This is a genomic window from bacterium, from assembly GCA_013360215.1.
Taxonomy (GTDB): Bacteria; CLD3; CLD3; order SB21; family SB21; genus JABWCP01.
In genome coordinates, this window is the sequence record JABWCP010000007.1 from 1 (window position 1) to 16,992 (window position 16,992).

A 16,992-nucleotide genomic window follows, 5' to 3' on the forward strand; every position below is an offset into this window, starting at 1 on the left:
GTTCAAACGTACGTTGAACACCATGGTTTTTCAGTTGTACGCGAATTAGTCGGTCACGGGATAGGACGCGAATTACACGAAGATCCTCAGGTTCCAAATTTCGGCAAAGCCGGTACCGGAGCGCGGCTCAAAGAAGGTATGGTATTTTGTGTTGAGCCGATGGTCAATGCTGGAACTTATGAAGTGTATACAGCAAAAGATAACTGGACTATCCATACGAAAGACGGAAAACCGTCAGCGCATTTTGAACATACGGTAGTAGTAACATCAAACGGACCGGAAATTTTAACACAGTCCGATTTATTTTAAAAATATCTATTGATTTTTTAATTTTTTTTTATATATTGGTAGCCCATTTGTGGGATTGTTTTTACAATAACTTACGTTGGAACGGAGTTAAAACTTGGCAAAAGAAGGATTGATCAAAGTTGACGGGACGATACTTGAGACTTTGCCTAATGCCACGTTTATTGTAAAGCTTGAAAATGGTCACCAGGTTCATGCGCACATCAGTGGAAAAATGCGTATGAATTTTATTCGGATTCTGCCCGGCGATAAGGTAACGATTGAATTATCACCGTACGACTTATCCCGCGGGCGCATCACGTATCGCTATAAATAATGGAGTTACGATATGAAAGTCAGATCGTCCGTTCGTAAAATTTGTGTAAAGTGTAAGATCATCCGTCGCAAAGGTGTTGTTCGCGTGATTTGCGACAATAAAAAACACAAACAGCGTCAAGGTTAATATTTAAATTTTAGGGAGAACCGCTTTGGCCCGTATAGCAGGTATAGAATTACCCAAAGACAAACGCGCATTTGTTGCGTTGACGTACATCTACGGCATCGGCCGCACTACGGCAAAAGATATTTTGAAAAAAGCCGGTGTGGATGAGATGAAAAAGATCAAAGATCTTACGCCGGATGAAGAAAACAAGATCCGTACGATCATCAATGATAATATCAAAGTTGAAGGCGCACTGCGTTCAGAAAATGCGCTCAACATCAAACGTTTGATGGACATCGGTTCCTACCGCGGTCTGCGTCACCGTCGCGGTCTGCCCGCGCGTGGTCAACGTACACGTACCAATTCCCGTACGCGTAAAGGTAAACGTAAGACGATCGGCGGTCTCAAGAAAGTCGAAGCAAAGAAGTAATTGAATTTTTGATCCAAGGAGAGAACTTTGGCCAAGCAAAATCCGCAGCAGCAACAGGCTGCCGCATTGCCGCGTAAAAAGAAGAAACTGATCGAATCCACGGGCGTTGCCGTGATTCGTGCTACGTTTAACAACACGATCGTAACTTTGACCAACAGCCACGGTGAAGTGATTTCGTGGTGTACATCCGGAAAGATGGGTTTCCGCGGTTCCAAAAAGAGCACGCCTTTCGCCGCACAGGTTGCCGCTGAAACGGCCGCTAAAACGGCAATTGATATGGGATTGAAAAAAGTCGAAGTGCGCGTCAAAGGCCCCGGTGCCGGTCGTGAGTCAGCGATTCGTTCGCTGCAAGCGGCAGGTTTGGAGATTACGGCGATTCGCGACTTGACGCCTATCCCGCACAATGGATGCCGTCCGCCGAAGAAACGCCGCGTATAAAACACGACTGAAGATACAATTTTAGGAGATATTTAATGGCCAGATATACGGATGCCGTTTGCAAACTGTGCCGCCGCGAAGGCGAAAAGCTTTTTCTCAAAGGCACAAAATGCTTGACGGATAAATGCCCGATCGAACGCCGCAACTACCCTCCGGGTGAGCACGGCGACAAACGTTCTAAACCCTCGGGTTACAGCATTCAGCTGCGTGAAAAACAAAAACTGCGTCGTATTTACGGCGTATTGGAACGCCAATTCCGTCGCTATTTTGAAAAAGCCGAACGTGCCAAAGGTGTAACCGGTACGGCGTTGCTTCAAATTCTTGAAACACGTCTTGACAACATGGTATATCGCTTTGGTTTTGCTTCTTCACGTTCGCAAGCACGTCAGCTCGTACTGCACCGTCATGTCGAAGTTAACGGCAAACTCGTAACGGCGCCTTCGTATCAGGTCAAACCCGGCGACGATGTGTCTATTCGCGAGGGCAGCAAAAAAATGGCGTTGATCCACGGATCGCTGAAACGTCAAAAAGAAACATCCCTGAACTGGATTGATGTGGATAAAGCTTCGCTCAAAGGCAAATTTTTGAATATGCCTGAACGCGAACAGATCCCTGTGGATGTCAAAGAACAACTCATCGTTGAGTTGTACTCGAAGTAATTCAATAACGAATACGACGCTTTTTATATAAAACGTCTAATCTCTAAATGAGGAGATTCTATAGTGCAGAACTGGGCAGGACTTCAGATGCCGGAGCGCATCGAACTCGACGAGTCGTCCTACACGACTACATACGGTAAGTTTATTATTCAGCCTCTCGAACGCGGATTCGGCGTCACGATCGGCAATTCGCTTCGCCGTGTACTTTTGTCGTCGCTCCCGGGTGCCGCGATCACCGCCATCAAAATCGAAGGCGTGCTTCACGAACTCTCCACAATTCCCGGCGTTGCAGAAGACGTTGCGGAAATGGTGCTTAATCTCAAGGGTGTGCGCTTTAAATTGCACAATAAAAAACCGGATAAAGTTTCGATTCGCCTCAAAGGACCGCACAAATTTACGGCGGCTGATATCCAAAAAGCTTCCAACGGCATTGATTTTGAAGTACTCAATCCGGATCACGTCATTGCGACGCTCAGCAAAGAAGCAAATGTCGAAATGGAAATCCGTATCGGTCGCGGCAAAGGCTGGGTAACTGCGGAGGAAAATAAATTCCCCGACATGCCTATCGGCACGGTACCGATTGATTCGATTTTCAATCCGATCAAAAATGTACGTTTTACTATCGACAGTACACGCGTCGGTCAGCATACCGACTATGAAAAACTGACCCTCGAAGTCACGACGGACGGCAGCATTACACCGGATGATGCACTGACTATTGCCGCACGCTTATTCCGCGACCATATTCAACTTTTCATTAACTTTGAAATGGAAGATGAAAATGCCGACGGTGAAGTCGAAGATCAAGAAGCCGCGCGCATTCGTCAGCTCCTTAAGATGAGCGTTGATGAATTGGAATTGTCGGTGCGTTCGCATAATTGTTTACGTGCAGCGGGCATCAAGACTATCGGTGATCTTGTCAGCAAAAACGAATCGGAAATGCTTAAATATCGCAATTTTGGTCGTAAGTCGCTGACCGAGTTAACCAAGATTCTCGAAGAGCGCAATATGAGTTTCGGCATGGATGTCAGCAAATACTACAACGGTGAAGAATAATTTTAATTTGGCATTAGAGGAACGATGAGACACGGTAAGAAACAAATAAAGCTGAGCAAAACGGCAAGTCACCGTCAGGCTCTGATCAAAAGTTTGTGCAACGAACTTTTCCGTCATAAACGTATTGTGACGACTATTTCCAAGGCGAAAGCGGCTCGTATGACGGCTGAACGCTTGATCATGTTTGCCAAAAAAGGTGATCTGGCAGCGCGTCGTATATTGATTAGCCGCCTCGGTAACGCCCGATTGGTAACGGCGCATAAACATGTTACCGATAAAAAAGAACTTTCCAAGACCGTAATTCATGAACTCATCAACGAAATCGCACCGAAGATGAAGGAACTGGATGCTCAGCGTAAAGCTAAAAATGCATCTTATACCGGCGGCGGCTATACACGCGTTCTGCGTTTGGGTCTGCGTAAAGGTGATGCGACGGAAATGGCTGTTTTGGAATTAGTCGGTTATGAAACGGCTTCCATTGATAAACAAAACAAAGCCATCGAAGCCAAGGAAGCTAAAGCTCAACGCGCCAAATCGCTGGCTGAACGTATCAAAGCAAAAAAAGAAGAAGCTCAAAAAGAATCCAAGTAAGTTTTAGATAGAGGTAAAAATGCCCCGTACCAAAAAAGAAGCTGCGGACGAGAAAGAAACGAAAGCCCCGAAGAAAAAAGCGGCGGCTCCGCGTAAGAAAAAAGAAGAAGTCAAAACGGAAGCTAAAGCTACCGTAAGTAAAAAAACCGAAGCGGCTAGCGAAGTATTATTGCCTAAAATTCAATGCTTTGCACCGGGCAAAAAAACTATCTGCGCGCATCTAATGACCTCCGGTCATGCACACCAGTGCGCGGCTAAACGTTTGCCTAACGGAAAACTTTCAACTGTGCGTTCAGGTAAAAAGCGTCGTTGTGAGTTTTATCAGGAAACGGCCTACAACGGTTAATTAGATCTCGGAAATTTTTATAAGGCGTTCATATTTATGAACGCCTTTTTTGTTTTTGTAGTATGTAAAATGCATTCCAATATGTATAATAAACGATCATTGGAAATTAACCAAATAGCCGAATAGCGAATGAAATTATTGAGTAAATATTTATTTATTGGCTTTGTGCTGTTGTCATATGGATTGCCGTCCAACGTAACCGTAGCACAAGAGAAGGCGAGAATAAAAGCAATATGGGTAGTCCGAGATATTTTAAAATCTAAGATTGAAATTGATCGCATGTTGTCCTTTTGTGATCAAAACGGAATCACGGATGTTTTTTTGCAAGTACGCGGTCGCGGTGATGCATATTATAATTCCGATTTTGTGGTTAAAGCCGAAGGCCTTGATCCGGCGTTTGATCCATTGCAGTACGTGATCGAAAAGAACAGATTAAAAAAAATAAAAATTCATTTATGGCTGAATGTGTTTTATTTATGGTCATCCGAAAAAAATCCGGTCCATCCCGACCATCTTTTTTACACACAACCTGATTGGGCCGCTGTCAATGCTCAAGGACAGTCCATGTCGGTTGAAGGAACAAAAAAACTAATTGCCAAGCGACTCGAAGGCGTTTTTATCTCACCTGCAATCCAGGAGTTCCAAGATTATTTTTCAGCTGTAGTAAAAGAATTGATATCTAAGTATCCTGTTGACGGTATTCATTTTGACTATATCCGTTACCCTGAGGCGGACTATGATTATTCTACATCCATGCGTAGTCGCTTTATCTTAGAATATCATTGGGATCCTTTAGCCGAAACATTAAATGCCTGGCAGGACAGTATTTGGACGCGCTTTAGGAAAGGAATTATCGAAGATTATGTTGCCTGCTTATATACACAAATCAAAAAGGCCGATTCGTCCATTGCGGTTTCAGCGGCCGTATGGGCGTCACAAGACGATGCCCAAAATCGTGTCCTTCAAGATTGGCCGGAATGGATAAAGTCAAACTGTTTAGATTTTGCTGTGCCTATGAATTATGCGACGGATAACGGAGAATTTGAAAAACGTATCCGGGATGCGGTAATAAAATTAGGCGCATCCGATACCCAAAAAATCATTATGGGTGTTTCTTTGTATAATCAACCGGTAAAAAACGCCGAAGAGAAATTGAGAATATGTCGTAAATATGGTTTTGCCGGAGTATCATTTTTTTCTTATGAGACACTCCGTACGCAGAAAGAGTATAAAGCGCTTGTCAAAAATTTTAATCATTAACTTATAACATCATGCGCATCATTAATTCCTTATTCGTTATTACGGCTTTAATCCGGTGCGATCTTACTGCACAAGAAGTTGATGCCGATTCTTTGTTGCGCAAACTGCGCGCTTATCCAATCCGTGATTCAGCACGCGTGGAAATTTTGACAGATATCTGTGCCGCGTTGACATTCAAAGAGCCGGACAGCGTTTTGATATACGCTGAAGAGGCGCTGATCATTTCCAAAGAAATCGGATACGAGTACGGGATTGCAACAGCCATCAACTGCCGCGGTATGGCATACTATCAAAAGGGCGACCTGACGAAAGCGATGGAGAATTATTTGCAAGCGTCGGATTATGTCAAACAGCATCGCATTCGTAACCCGCGTCTGGATTACGCCGATTTTGTTATCCTAAATAACATAGCAATCGTCTACAACAATAAACAACTTGTAGACGAAGCGTTGGCTATTCACTTCCAACAGATCGAACTTTTGCCGCTGATTAGCGCTAACCCTATTCATTATGCAGCATTGTATACCAATATCGGCGGGTGTTATGGTAATAAGAAAATGTTTGCCGAAGGTATCCGTTGGTTTGAAAAGGTTGATTCGATCGCCAAGGTATATAACATACCTTATGGAACATCCATCGCCATGCTCAATATCGCAGCGAATTATAATAACATGAAATTATACAGCAAGGCGATTACGAGCTTTCGTCAATCCCTCACCATAGCGCAAGCGTTGCGTATAGCGGATACAGAATCGGCATGTCATAACGGATTGGGTGTCGCCTACAGCGAAACGGGTCGTTGGGCGGAAGCTGTACTAAGCTTTGAAGCCGGTGCGGAGGTAGCCAAGCGATCCGGATTATTGAGTAATGCGATGACGGCGTATCAAGGTTTGGCACGTGCCGCGGTACAAACGGGCGATTTTCGAAAGGCATATGAGGCGCAGATGCAGTATCAGCAAATCAATGACAGCCTTTTGAGTATAGAAAAAACAAAATCCCTGCAAGAGCTCATCACGCGCTATGAAACAGAGAAAAAAGAAATAACAATTCGCGAGCAGCAAGAGCGCCTGAAAGTCCAGTCGCTGGAAAGCGATCGAAAAAATATACTGATCGTAGGAATTATATTACTGCTTGCCGTCGTCGGGGGCGCTTCATTTTTTTATATACAAACCCTACAGGCCCGCAAGAAAAATGAAATACTCAGTATGCAGATGATCGCTGCCGAAAAAAGTAAAGCAATGGAAGTGGCTATAGCTCAATCCGAATTGAAGGGGCTTAAATCCCAAATGAATCCGCACTTCATATATAACGTACTCAATTCGATACAGAGTTTCGTATATGCCAATCAAAAAAACGAAGCCAGTGAAAATCTCAGTAAATTTTCCGATCTGATGCGTAAAACACTGGAGAACAGCGGCCGACAATGGATAACACTGCACGAGGAGACCGAATATCTTTTCCGTTATTTGGAGTTGGAAGCGCTTTGTGCGGATCATGCTTTTCAATATGAAATCGTTGTTGAGCCGGGATTAGATCCTTATACAGTCGAAGTTCCGGCTATGGTCATACAACCCTTTGCCGAAAATGCGATCAAACACGGCCTGCTGCACAAATCGGGTTCCAAAAAACTCAGCATTCGTTTTGAAAAAAATTTATCGGGAAACGATCTGCGTGTTGTGATCGAAGATAACGGAATCGGTCGCGCTGCGTCAGCGGAAATCAATGCGCGTAACGGCAAAAAGCCGCGCTCATTTGCCACGCAAGCCACGGCGGAACGCATCGCGTTATTGAGTCAGCTGCAATCGCGGTCCATTGAGTGTCAATTTACTGACAAGCTGTCGGAACATGGAGCCGCAGGTACACGCGTTGATATAGTCTTTCCTTTGGAGGACAGAGCATGAGTCGCCTGCGGATAATCATCATAGATGATGCCGTCAAAGCGCGTGAAACATTGCGCCTTATGATATCGGAAAACATGACCAATATTGAAATTGTCGGTGAAGCGGGTACGCTGCCGGACGGTGTAAAGCTTATTCACAAAACGAATCCGGACGTGGTATTGCTAGATATCGAAATGCCCGGCCACAGCGGTCTAGAGATACTCGATTTTTTCTCTCCTGAACGGATGCATTTTAAAATAATTTTTGTCACGGCGTATGCCGAACATGCCGTACGTGCATTTGAACTTTCGGCCGTGGATTATATTTTAAAGCCGGTAAGTCCCAATCGCCTGAAGCAAGCACTGGATAAAGTAACCCTCGGTCAAATCAACGCAGAACAGTATCAGGTACTCAAAGAACAAACAGCAGGAACATGGAATAAAATCGCATTAAAAACCGGTGACGGTATTGTTTTTATACCGACCGATCAGATCATATATCTCAAAGCAGAAGGCGCATACACTAAATTTATATTAATGAAACAAGAGCCTATTTTAGTTTCCAAAAATCTGGCCGAATATGAAAAACTGCAATCGGCAGGCCCTTTTGTCCGTGCAGGCCGTTCCATCATCCTCAATCTGTCGCGTATCAAAAAAATAGGCAAAGCTTCTGATGGCAGTGTTACGATGGATAACGGCGATACACTGGCGATCGGCGATGAAACGTATAAACAATTAGTCGAAGCCATCAAAACCATCAAATTGGGTTAAACGTCCTCGGAAGAAATCTGATTTGGCGCATTAACCTCTTCGTACAATCAAATTGATAATCTCCGTTTATGCGGCTATATTCAACATTACTTATTAACTTATGCTCAAAACGAGTCTGAAAGGGCTATGAAGCGCATTGTATTAATATTAATTGCCGGGATTTTTACAACCGGATTTCAATCGGGAAGTACGTTGGTCGGTTATCATGCGAAGATACGCACGACGGTGTATGAAGACCTTTCGGTGGCGCGTGCGATCGAACTGAGTATGGATGCCGATTTGAAGGAAGCAGTCAAATACAAAAAAGATTTTTTCCGTAAAAACGGATACGAGCTGATCGAAAAAAATGAGAATGACCGCCTCACCATAGTCGCACAAAAAGTATTCCCGACGGCGTCGCATCGTATCGAAAAATACGAAGACGATCTGAGCGCGATCACGGTTGAAAAAGAAGGTCTGCGTTTTTCATACCGTGAGGATTTTTACACCAAAATGTTTAAGGAAGAAATCGAACGATCGGATCTACGAAACGATTTACCGGTGGCCAAGATGCTGATGGCGGATACGAAATTTGAGTTTTATATCACACTTCCCGGGAAAATTGATTCGTTGAATAGTGGTGAATTTGACAAAGCGACGGCACACTGGACATACGATATAGACGAATTGATGGAGCATAAATCCATGACGATGCGTGCGCATAGTACAGCCGATCGTGGGGACATTCAGATTTGGATGGTATTTTTGATTGGTGTTTTATTATTACTGATGGCCTATCTGCTGCGCATCAAGCTGCGGATGCGGGCATCGTGAGCGAGGGATATGACGTTTAAAGAAGAAAAAAAAGGTGATGTAACTGTCGTGTACGTGCACGGCAAACTCATGGGCGGTATGGAAACCAGCGCCGTGCATGACCGGGTACATGTATTGGCCGAAAGCGGCGTAAAAAAGTTGGTTCTCGATCTGAGTCAGGTAAAGTGGATGAACAGCTCCGGGCTTGGTGTACTGATGTCCAGCATGACTACGATGAAACTGCACGGTGGCGACTTGCGTTTGTCGGCGGTTATCGAAAAAGTGGAGAGTCTTTTGATGATCACGCAACTTCTCAAGATTTTTAAAACCTACAAAACCGTTGAAGAAGCCGTACAAAGTTTTTCTTCGCAGGAAGTATGAAAATCGGATTTGCCTACGCGCCTGTTTTTTTAGAACACCGAATGCATGCGGGGCATCATCCGGAATGCCCCGAGCGCCTCGTAGCCATTACTCAGGCTTTCGCTGAGGCCAAATTAAGTGACATACTTGAAAACTTACACGTAAAACCTGTCGATGAATCATTATTGGCGGAAGTGCATAGTGAAGCCCATGTTGATCGAATAAAAGAAGAAGCGTCCCGCGCACCGGCGATGATCGATGGCGACACCTACGTCGCGCATGCGTCGTATGAGGCGGCGCGTATGGCCGCAGGTGCCGTTGTGGCGGCCGTAGATGCCGTTTGCTCCGGTCAACTCACCCGTGCATTTTGTGCTGTGCGCCCGCCGGGCCATCATGCCGAAAAAGAAAAAGCGATGGGTTTTTGTTTGTTTAATAATGTAGCTGTCGGAGCGACGTATGCGCGCCGTGCCTACGGATTACAACGCATCGCGATCGTAGATTGGGATGTGCACCATGGTAACGGTACGCAAGCCATTTTTTATGAAGACCCGTCGGTACTTTTTATAAGTACTCACGAATCGCCCTTGTATCCCGGCACAGGTCAGCGTACCGAAATCGGCAGCGGAGCCGGTCAGGGTTACACGCTTAATATACCTATGCATGCCGGTGACGGTGATATGGAGATGGAGACCGTGTTTGATAAACAAATCATACCGGCATTGGATCAATTCAAACCGGAGCTTTTATTCATCTCTGCCGGATTTGATGCACATGACCGGGATCCCTTGGCGAATATGACGGTGACTTCGGAGGGATTTGGAAAATTAACCCGTTTAGTCGTACAGGCGGCAGAAAAACATTGTCAAGGGCGCGTGATCTCTGTATTGGAAGGTGGTTATCATCTTGAAGCATTGGGCGCATCGGTCGTCTCTCATATACGGCAGCTGACCCATGAATAAGCGCGTATCGCCGCCGTGGGCATTGCTTTTGGATGTCACTTTGTGCATATTTTTATTGTTCTTTGGCGCAACGGTATACGGTCAAACTTTAGATTCCAATGTGTCGGCTACGACCGTTTTGCCGCAGGTAAGTCGCGATTCGTTGCGGACGTTTCTTTTGGGAAAGTCGCATGGAAACGAAAAAAAATCAGTGCCGCGGATGACTTTTACGGGGGATACGTTATTCCGTTCGCCGTGGGGCGCCGTGGGGCGCAGTTTTTTGGTCAACGGCTGGGGACAGTGGTACAATGAACGGCCGATGAAAGGATTGGTTTTTCTTGGCGCCGATGCGGCGATGATCTATTTTTACCGTGTTAAAAACCGGAAAGTAGATAAAATACAAGCCCAACGAAAACGGATAGACCGTCAATTGGTAAACGATCCTTTTCTCACGGCGGAACAGAAGTCCATTTTGCGATCAAGATTTAGCAATCTGACAAGCGATTTGGATGGTGCATTGACGGATCGCAATTTATACGGATGGTTATTTGCCATTTCGCATTTGATGGGAATGATTGATGCGTATGTGGATGCGCACTTGTTTAATTTTGATGAAAAAATGGAACTTGCTTACGGGACGGATGGCCGGTATTTTAACGTGGCTATGCGTATAACATTTTAACGGGACATTGTGAAGGCCCAAAAGAAAAAAATAATGCCTGCCGCTTCCGACGCCAAAAAACGCCGGGAGCCCAAGAATGCCGAACGTATTCAGAAGATTTTGATGAATTCGGATAAAATGGCTTCACTGGGTCAACTGATAGCTGGCGTAGCGCACGAACTCAACAATCCGATCAGCTTTATTGAGAGCAATGTTATTTTTTTAGAAAAATACTGCAACGACCTTCGCACGGTAATCACTATGCTAGAATCGTCGCAAACTATGGATGCTGATGTGCGGGCTAAAGTCGAGGCATACAAAAAAGAAATGGAATGGGATTTTGCCATGGGCGACATGGAAAATATCCTCAAAAGTTTCAATGAAGGCGCTACCCGCATTCGGTCCATTCTTGCCAGCTTAAGCGCATTCTCCCGGGGCAATCGCATTGCACGGGAAGAAATGAATATACACGAAGCGATCGATAACACGATCAATCTTTTGCGATACAAATCCCGTCATGTCGTAGAATTTGAAACCAAATATAAAGCCAATCCTTACATCATCGCCAATCGCGGTGAGATCAATCAAGTGCTGATGAATCTCATCATTAATGCGATACACGCCGTCCAACATAAATTCGAAAACGGCGGTAAAGGCGCGATTTACATTCATACTCATTCGGGCGAAAACTTTGTTTACATAGATATCAAAGATAACGGCGAAGGCATCCCGGATATTTATAAAAACGAAATTTTTAAAGCATTCTTTACGACGAAAAAAGAAGGCGAAGGCACCGGTTTGGGTTTGCCGATTTCCAAAGAGATCGTCGAAAAACACGGTGGCGCGATCGAATTTGAAAGCCGTGCCGGTATCGGCACTTGTTTTACAGTAAAACTTCCTTTTGGTACGGATGAAGAAATCGACGTGCCCAAAGATACGCATAACCAAGGGAAAAAATCGTGAGTGTAGCGACGGTTGCATCTCCGTCTATGACGGAACCCAACAAGATCATGCATGATATTTTGGTGGTAGATGATGAGGTGGATAATCTTGATCTGCTGAAACGTACGTTTCGCCGGGAGTACAATGTGTACTCGGCCAACAGTGCCGCGGAGGCGTTGAAACTTTTGGATGAACGCGAATTTGCCGTGATCGTCAGCGATCAGCGTATGCCGGAAATGACGGGCGTTGAAATGTTTCAGAAAGCGCGCGAAAAATATCCGCAGACCATTCGGATTTTGCTTACCGGTTATACCGACATCAATGCGCTGGTAGATGCGATCAACATGGGTCACGTGTATCGCTATGTGACCAAACCGTGGAGTCGTGAAGAAATCGTCATGACCGTCAAGCGCGCGGTCGAGCATTACGAAACGACCAAACAAAATGCGCGGCTCTTGGATGAATTGAAAATCAAAAACGAAGAACTGGATCGTAATAACAAACAACTGAAACGCTTGGATGAACTTAAAACACGGTTCATGGTTATTTCATCGCACGAATTGCGCACACCCGCCTCCATCATTTCCGGAAATCTGGAGTTGCTTATGTCCGGTGCAATGGGTGAAGTGCCCCCGGAACATCAGGAGATCGTTACCAATGCATATAAAGGCACGACGCGTCTGATTGATTTGATCGAAGATGTTTTGTCTGTTATGCGTTCGGATTCGCATAATCTCAAACTCAATCTTTCGGCATATTCACCGCGTGAGGTGCTGGAAGAAGTCATTTCCAGTTACAGGGCTTTTTTGCATGAACGCCGGCAAACGGTACAAAACGAGTTACCGGAATTGACCATTGAGGGTGATCGTGACAGGATGTTTCATGTATTTGCCAACGCGCTCAGCAACGCGATGAAGTATTCCCGCGACGGTGAAACCATCGGGGTATCGGGGAAACTCAACGGCGATCATATGCGCATTACATTTCGCGACGCGGGTATCGGTATTCCTCCGGAAGAACTGGAGCGTATTTTTGAAAAGTTTTACCAACTCGGTGATGCGGATCAGCATCGGACGAGTAAACATAAATTTATGGGCGGCGGCAGCGGTCTGGGACTTACTATCGTACGCGGTATCGTGGAAGAACACCACGGTCGTGTATGGGCGGAAAGCGAAGGCAAAGATAAAGGTGCTGCACTTCAAATCGAATTACCTTTGCAACAACCGGTAGCCGGATAAACGAAAGAGCTCAACGTGCCGCAAAGTTTGTCTTATGTTCATAGTGTTCATCTTGCACTCACGCGCCGATGCGGGGCCCAATGCAATTATTGTACGTTCAAGCAATCGGATTCGCCGTTGATGACGTTTGACGAAATCGAACAGGTGATTCGCAAACAAAAACCAACCGGCATTTCAACGGTGGTGTTGGGCGCTGGTCAATCGCTAGAAAGCTTGGCGGACTTACCGGCGTTGTGGAATGATCAGGGGTACGCATCGTTTATACACTACGTGCAGGATGTGTGCCGCATCGTACTGGAACATCAACTTTTGCCTGTGGTGGATATTGGTCCGCTTACATATGCCCAACTGGAGATGTTGCGTCCGTTTGTTCCTACGATTCATTTAGCTTTGGAGAATATCAATACGGACTTTCGCGCGACGGTACAACAAAATAAAAGCGCCGATGACATTATGGAAACTTTTTCCGATGCGGGCATTCTCGGCATACCGGTTACGACCGGTTTACTTTTCGGCGCGGGCGAGAGTATTGATGACGGGTTGGCGACGCTCAATGCGTTGGACGAAATTCAGAAACGTTATCACAACCTGCAGTCCGTTACCCTGCAATATGTCTATGATACGAAACGCGGGAATGCGACACGAACCGACATAGAATATCTGGATATGTTGGTAAAATACAGCCGAAAGGTCATGCCGGATGTTGCCGTGATCGTGCCTATACATACTCAATTGCATTGGTTTGATGAAGGCCTTTTGCCGGATGATATCGGATTTGTGTTTGAAGGTTTTGACGGAATCAATTATGATGCGCCATTTCCTAAATTAACGGAACTGGAACGGCAGTTTGCCAAAAATCATATTACGCTTGTTCCCCGTTTGCCGGTGTTTCCGGATTTTATTGATCGCATTGATGCATCGGAAAGTTTACGCAGCGTCTTAGCCGACTGGCAATCCAAACGTATGTATGTAACCTATGCAAAGGCTTGATCTCATATGACATCATTTGCCAATCTTCATGTCATACGCCATCCGCTGGTTCAGCAAAAACTGACTTACCTGCGAGATAAAAATACATCCCATCGTGAATTTCGCAAATTGCTCAGTGAAATCACGGCATTTATGATTTTTGAAATCACACAAGATCTGAAAACCAAAGATATCCAGGTCGAAACGCCGCTTGAAACTACGACGGCGCAGGTATTGGCCGATCACGTCGTGCTTGTGCCGGTATTGCGTGCAGGTTTGGGAATGCTGGATGGCGCGCTTGATCTTATTCCGAATGCTAAAGTCGGTCACATCGGCCTTTATCGCAATGAACAAACGCTGGAGCCAGTGGAATACTATGCCAAGTTTCCGCCGACTCTGCCGGAAGCTACGGCGATCATGCTCGATCCGATGCTGGCCACCGGAGGGAGCTCTTCGGCGGCGGTGGCTTTGCTCAAACGTAAAAGAGCACGGCATATCAAATGTTTGTCTCTTGTCGCAGCACCGGAAGGTGTAGAGCGCATGCTCAAAGATCATCCCGACGTGATGATTTATACAGCCGGGCTCGATCGTCAACTCAATGAACACGGCTATATCGTACCCGGTTTGGGCGATGCCGGTGATCGTCTTTACGGAACTAAATAGGTTTAACGACGTATCTTGGATTTATCAGGAACATACATACCACCGGATCAGCAGCGATCACCTGATTTTCAGCTTACAATACCGAGTATGCTGGATAAGCTGAATGCGGTCGAAGAGATCACGGAGCGTGTGGCCGATGCGTTTCACCTTCGCGACGATGACCGTGATAATCTCGCCATAGCCGTGACCGAGCTAACGAACAATGCGATCATTCACGGCAATAAATTTGATCCTAAAAAGAATGTCATACTCAGTTTTTACAACGATGACGGCGTTCTTAAAGTGTATATTCGCGATTTTGGCAAGGGTTTTGATCCGGGTGCGGTGGATAATCCACTGGATCCTGAAAATTTATTGAAAGAAAGCGGAAGAGGAATCTTTATTTTGCGTTCTATTATGGACGACGTACAGTTTATGTTTGCCGGCGATGGTACAGTGGTCAAAATCGTAAAACGCTTTCTACCGAAATAATGAAAACGAAAGGGGTTCGTATGAAACATATATTTTTGGGACTTTGTATTTTTACGCTGAGTTTTCCTCTTTTCGCGCAGGAGGAATTTGATGAAACCGCGTATGAATCCGGTGATGCTAAACTCGGGAACGGCTGGGGTATGAATGTTCAGGTATCCACGGTCGGCTTTGTTATCGGCGGCGTGTATAACTATAAAGTCGCACAACATACGTGGTTGTCCACTTCACTTGATCTTTTTTGGGTCAATGGTGAAAACGAACAACAGGTGTGGGATCCTATTACTGGACAAACCATCAGTATTAATAGTGAAACTATTCTGATGTTGCCGCTTGTTTTTCAGATGAAGCGCAGACTTTTCCCGGAGACAATGTCCAACAATCTGAGGCCGTTTATTGTCGGCGGCGGCGGTGTGGTGTATGGCTGGTTTATTGACAGTGATGTCAGCAAAAGTAAATTACCCCCACCGCAGGAGAATACCCAATATACATACACCTTGATCGGAGGTATTGGCGCAGACATTGGCAAACCGGGTTCGACAGGATACGGACTTGATGTCAAATACCAATGGCTTCGGTATTCGAATTACCTCGGCGCCCGCAAAAAATTTGATAATATCCAGGTCGGGTTTCACGTTAACTTTCGCTCCAACTAAACAGTATGGAAATACAGATCAAACAAAAAAAACGCGTCGTCGTCGCGATGAGCGGCGGTGTGGATAGTACGGCTTCTGCCGCCTTGCTCAAGGAGCAGGGATACGAAGTCATCGGCGTAACGATGAAGTTGTGGAATTACGATGAGGTAGGCGGCGGCGAGATCAATCGGGAAAGCGGGTGTTGCTCCATTGACACCATGCACGATGCGCGTGTGGTATGCGAACAGTTAGGCGTACCGCATTATGTGTGGGATTTGAGCGACGAATTTGGTCGCGCCGTGATTGATAACTTTGTCAATGAATACCTTGAAGGTCGTACGCCCAATCCCTGTGTGATGTGCAATAAACATATCAAATGGGGAACGTTTCTCACCAAAGCTTTACATCTCGGCGCCGATTTTGTAGCAACCGGGCATTACGCGCGATCAGTTTACGATCCCGTCAGCGGCAAATATACTTTGCGTAAAAGTTACAACCGCAAAAAAGATCAATCCTATGCTTTATGGGGTATTCGTCAAAAGGCGCTGGCGATGACACTTTTTCCCGTCGGTGAAATGTCGGACAAAGAAGAGGTTCGCGAAGTCGCATCACGCCTACATTTGCGAACGGCGAAGAAAAAAGAAAGTCAGGAAATTTGTTTTATCACGGATAATAATTACAACCGTTTTCTCAAAGAGAAAATAAGCGGCCTTTCTGAGAAACTCGCACACGGAATGATCAAAACCCATGACGGGCAAGTCGTCGGTGAACACGACGGATATGCTTTTTATACGATCGGTCAGCGTCGTGGTGTGGGTGTCGCGATGAATGAACCTGTGTATGTCACGGAGATCAGCGCCAAAGATAACACCATTTACGTCGGTCGTAAGGATGATCTTTTGGCAACGGGGCTTACTGCGACACAAGTCAATCTTTGTCGGCATGAAGCGATCACGGAAGCCATGCCTATTACGGCCAAAATCCGATATAACGACGTCGGCCACGAAGGCGTTCTCACACTCAACGAAATCGGCGAAACCCAGGTGATTTTTAATCAACCCCAACGCGCCATTACACCGGGCCAATCGGTCGTATTTTATGACGGTGATGAAGTGATCGGCGGCGGGATCATAGATCGTGTACTCAAAGAAACACTGCAACCGGTTTAA

23 protein-coding genes are annotated in these 16,992 nt (G+C 45.6%); all 23 read left to right on the forward strand.

What is annotated here, in order from left to right:
* A partial coding sequence (locus HUU58_06295) for a M24 family metallopeptidase (protein NUN45275.1) occupies positions 1–309 on the forward strand: 309 nt, incomplete at its 5' end.
* A 94-nt stretch (positions 310–403) separates the two neighbouring features.
* Positions 404–622 (forward strand): translation initiation factor IF-1, encoded by a 219-nt coding sequence (gene infA, locus HUU58_06300; protein ID NUN45276.1) that lies wholly within the window; start codon positions 404–406, stop codon positions 620–622.
* A 12-nt stretch (positions 623–634) separates the two neighbouring features.
* The gene (rpmJ, locus tag HUU58_06305) at positions 635–748 is read left to right on the forward strand and encodes a 50S ribosomal protein L36 (GenBank protein NUN45277.1); all 114 of its coding nucleotides are present in this window, start codon (positions 635–637) and stop codon (positions 746–748) included.
* Positions 749–773: 25 nt separating this feature from the next.
* Positions 774–1,157, forward strand: coding sequence for a 30S ribosomal protein S13 (rpsM, locus tag HUU58_06310; protein NUN45278.1), 384 nt, complete (start codon positions 774–776; stop codon positions 1,155–1,157).
* A 27-nt stretch (positions 1,158–1,184) separates the two neighbouring features.
* Complete coding sequence (gene rpsK / locus HUU58_06315; GenBank protein ID NUN45279.1) at positions 1,185–1,595, forward strand: 30S ribosomal protein S11; 411 nt, start codon at positions 1,185–1,187, stop codon at positions 1,593–1,595.
* 35 nt (positions 1,596–1,630) lie between these two features.
* A complete protein-coding gene (gene rpsD, locus HUU58_06320) occupies positions 1,631–2,254 on the forward strand; it encodes a 30S ribosomal protein S4 (protein ID NUN45280.1) in 624 nt (207 codons plus the stop codon).
* Between the two features lie 63 nt (positions 2,255–2,317).
* The gene (locus HUU58_06325) at positions 2,318–3,310 is read left to right on the forward strand and encodes a DNA-directed RNA polymerase subunit alpha (protein NUN45281.1); all 993 of its coding nucleotides are present in this window, start codon (positions 2,318–2,320) and stop codon (positions 3,308–3,310) included.
* A gap of 24 nt (positions 3,311–3,334) precedes the next feature.
* Positions 3,335–3,901: a 50S ribosomal protein L17 gene (rplQ, locus tag HUU58_06330; protein ID NUN45282.1), complete on the forward strand. Its 567-nt coding sequence runs from the start codon at positions 3,335–3,337 to the stop codon at positions 3,899–3,901.
* Positions 3,902–3,920: 19 nt separating this feature from the next.
* On the forward strand, positions 3,921–4,247 hold the full coding sequence (locus HUU58_06335; GenBank protein ID NUN45283.1) for a hypothetical protein: 327 nt from the start codon (positions 3,921–3,923) through the stop codon (positions 4,245–4,247).
* 279 nt (positions 4,248–4,526) lie between these two features.
* Positions 4,527–5,507 (forward strand): family 10 glycosylhydrolase, encoded by a 981-nt coding sequence (locus tag HUU58_06340; GenBank protein NUN45284.1) that lies wholly within the window; start codon positions 4,527–4,529, stop codon positions 5,505–5,507.
* Between the two features lie 11 nt (positions 5,508–5,518).
* Positions 5,519–7,408, forward strand: a complete 1,890-nt coding sequence (locus tag HUU58_06345) for a histidine kinase (GenBank protein NUN45285.1) — start codon at positions 5,519–5,521, stop codon at positions 7,406–7,408.
* On the forward strand, positions 7,405–8,157 hold the full coding sequence (locus tag HUU58_06350) for a response regulator transcription factor (GenBank protein NUN45286.1): 753 nt from the start codon (positions 7,405–7,407) through the stop codon (positions 8,155–8,157). The genes HUU58_06345 and HUU58_06350 overlap by 4 nt, the downstream gene beginning before the upstream one ends.
* 126 nt (positions 8,158–8,283) lie before the next feature.
* Positions 8,284–8,970: a hypothetical protein gene (locus HUU58_06355; protein NUN45287.1), complete on the forward strand. Its 687-nt coding sequence runs from the start codon at positions 8,284–8,286 to the stop codon at positions 8,968–8,970.
* Between the two features lie 9 nt (positions 8,971–8,979).
* A complete protein-coding gene (locus HUU58_06360; GenBank protein NUN45288.1) occupies positions 8,980–9,330 on the forward strand; it encodes an STAS domain-containing protein in 351 nt (116 codons plus the stop codon).
* Entirely contained in the window at positions 9,327–10,268 is a 942-nt protein-coding gene (locus tag HUU58_06365) for a histone deacetylase (protein ID NUN45289.1), read from the forward strand. The genes HUU58_06360 and HUU58_06365 overlap by 4 nt, the downstream gene beginning before the upstream one ends.
* The gene (locus HUU58_06370; protein NUN45290.1) at positions 10,261–10,929 is read left to right on the forward strand and encodes a hypothetical protein; all 669 of its coding nucleotides are present in this window, start codon (positions 10,261–10,263) and stop codon (positions 10,927–10,929) included. Before HUU58_06365 ends, HUU58_06370 begins: the two co-directional genes overlap by 8 nt.
* A 33-nt stretch (positions 10,930–10,962) precedes the next feature.
* Positions 10,963–11,871: a HAMP domain-containing histidine kinase gene (locus HUU58_06375; GenBank protein NUN45291.1), complete on the forward strand. Its 909-nt coding sequence runs from the start codon at positions 10,963–10,965 to the stop codon at positions 11,869–11,871.
* On the forward strand, positions 11,868–13,088 hold the full coding sequence (locus tag HUU58_06380) for a hybrid sensor histidine kinase/response regulator (protein NUN45292.1): 1,221 nt from the start codon (positions 11,868–11,870) through the stop codon (positions 13,086–13,088). Before HUU58_06375 ends, HUU58_06380 begins: the two co-directional genes overlap by 4 nt.
* A 15-nt stretch (positions 13,089–13,103) precedes the next feature.
* Positions 13,104–14,078: a radical SAM protein gene (locus HUU58_06385; GenBank protein ID NUN45293.1), complete on the forward strand. Its 975-nt coding sequence runs from the start codon at positions 13,104–13,106 to the stop codon at positions 14,076–14,078.
* A 6-nt stretch (positions 14,079–14,084) separates the two neighbouring features.
* A complete protein-coding gene (upp, locus tag HUU58_06390) occupies positions 14,085–14,720 on the forward strand; it encodes a uracil phosphoribosyltransferase (GenBank protein ID NUN45294.1) in 636 nt (211 codons plus the stop codon).
* Positions 14,721–14,735: 15 nt separating this feature from the next.
* Positions 14,736–15,191, forward strand: a complete 456-nt coding sequence (locus tag HUU58_06395; GenBank protein NUN45295.1) for an ATP-binding protein — start codon at positions 14,736–14,738, stop codon at positions 15,189–15,191.
* Positions 15,192–15,211: 20 nt separating this feature from the next.
* Entirely contained in the window at positions 15,212–15,844 is a 633-nt protein-coding gene (locus HUU58_06400; protein ID NUN45296.1) for a hypothetical protein, read from the forward strand.
* 17 nt (positions 15,845–15,861) lie between these two features.
* Entirely contained in the window at positions 15,862–16,992 is a 1,131-nt protein-coding gene (gene mnmA / locus HUU58_06405) for a tRNA 2-thiouridine(34) synthase MnmA (protein NUN45297.1), read from the forward strand.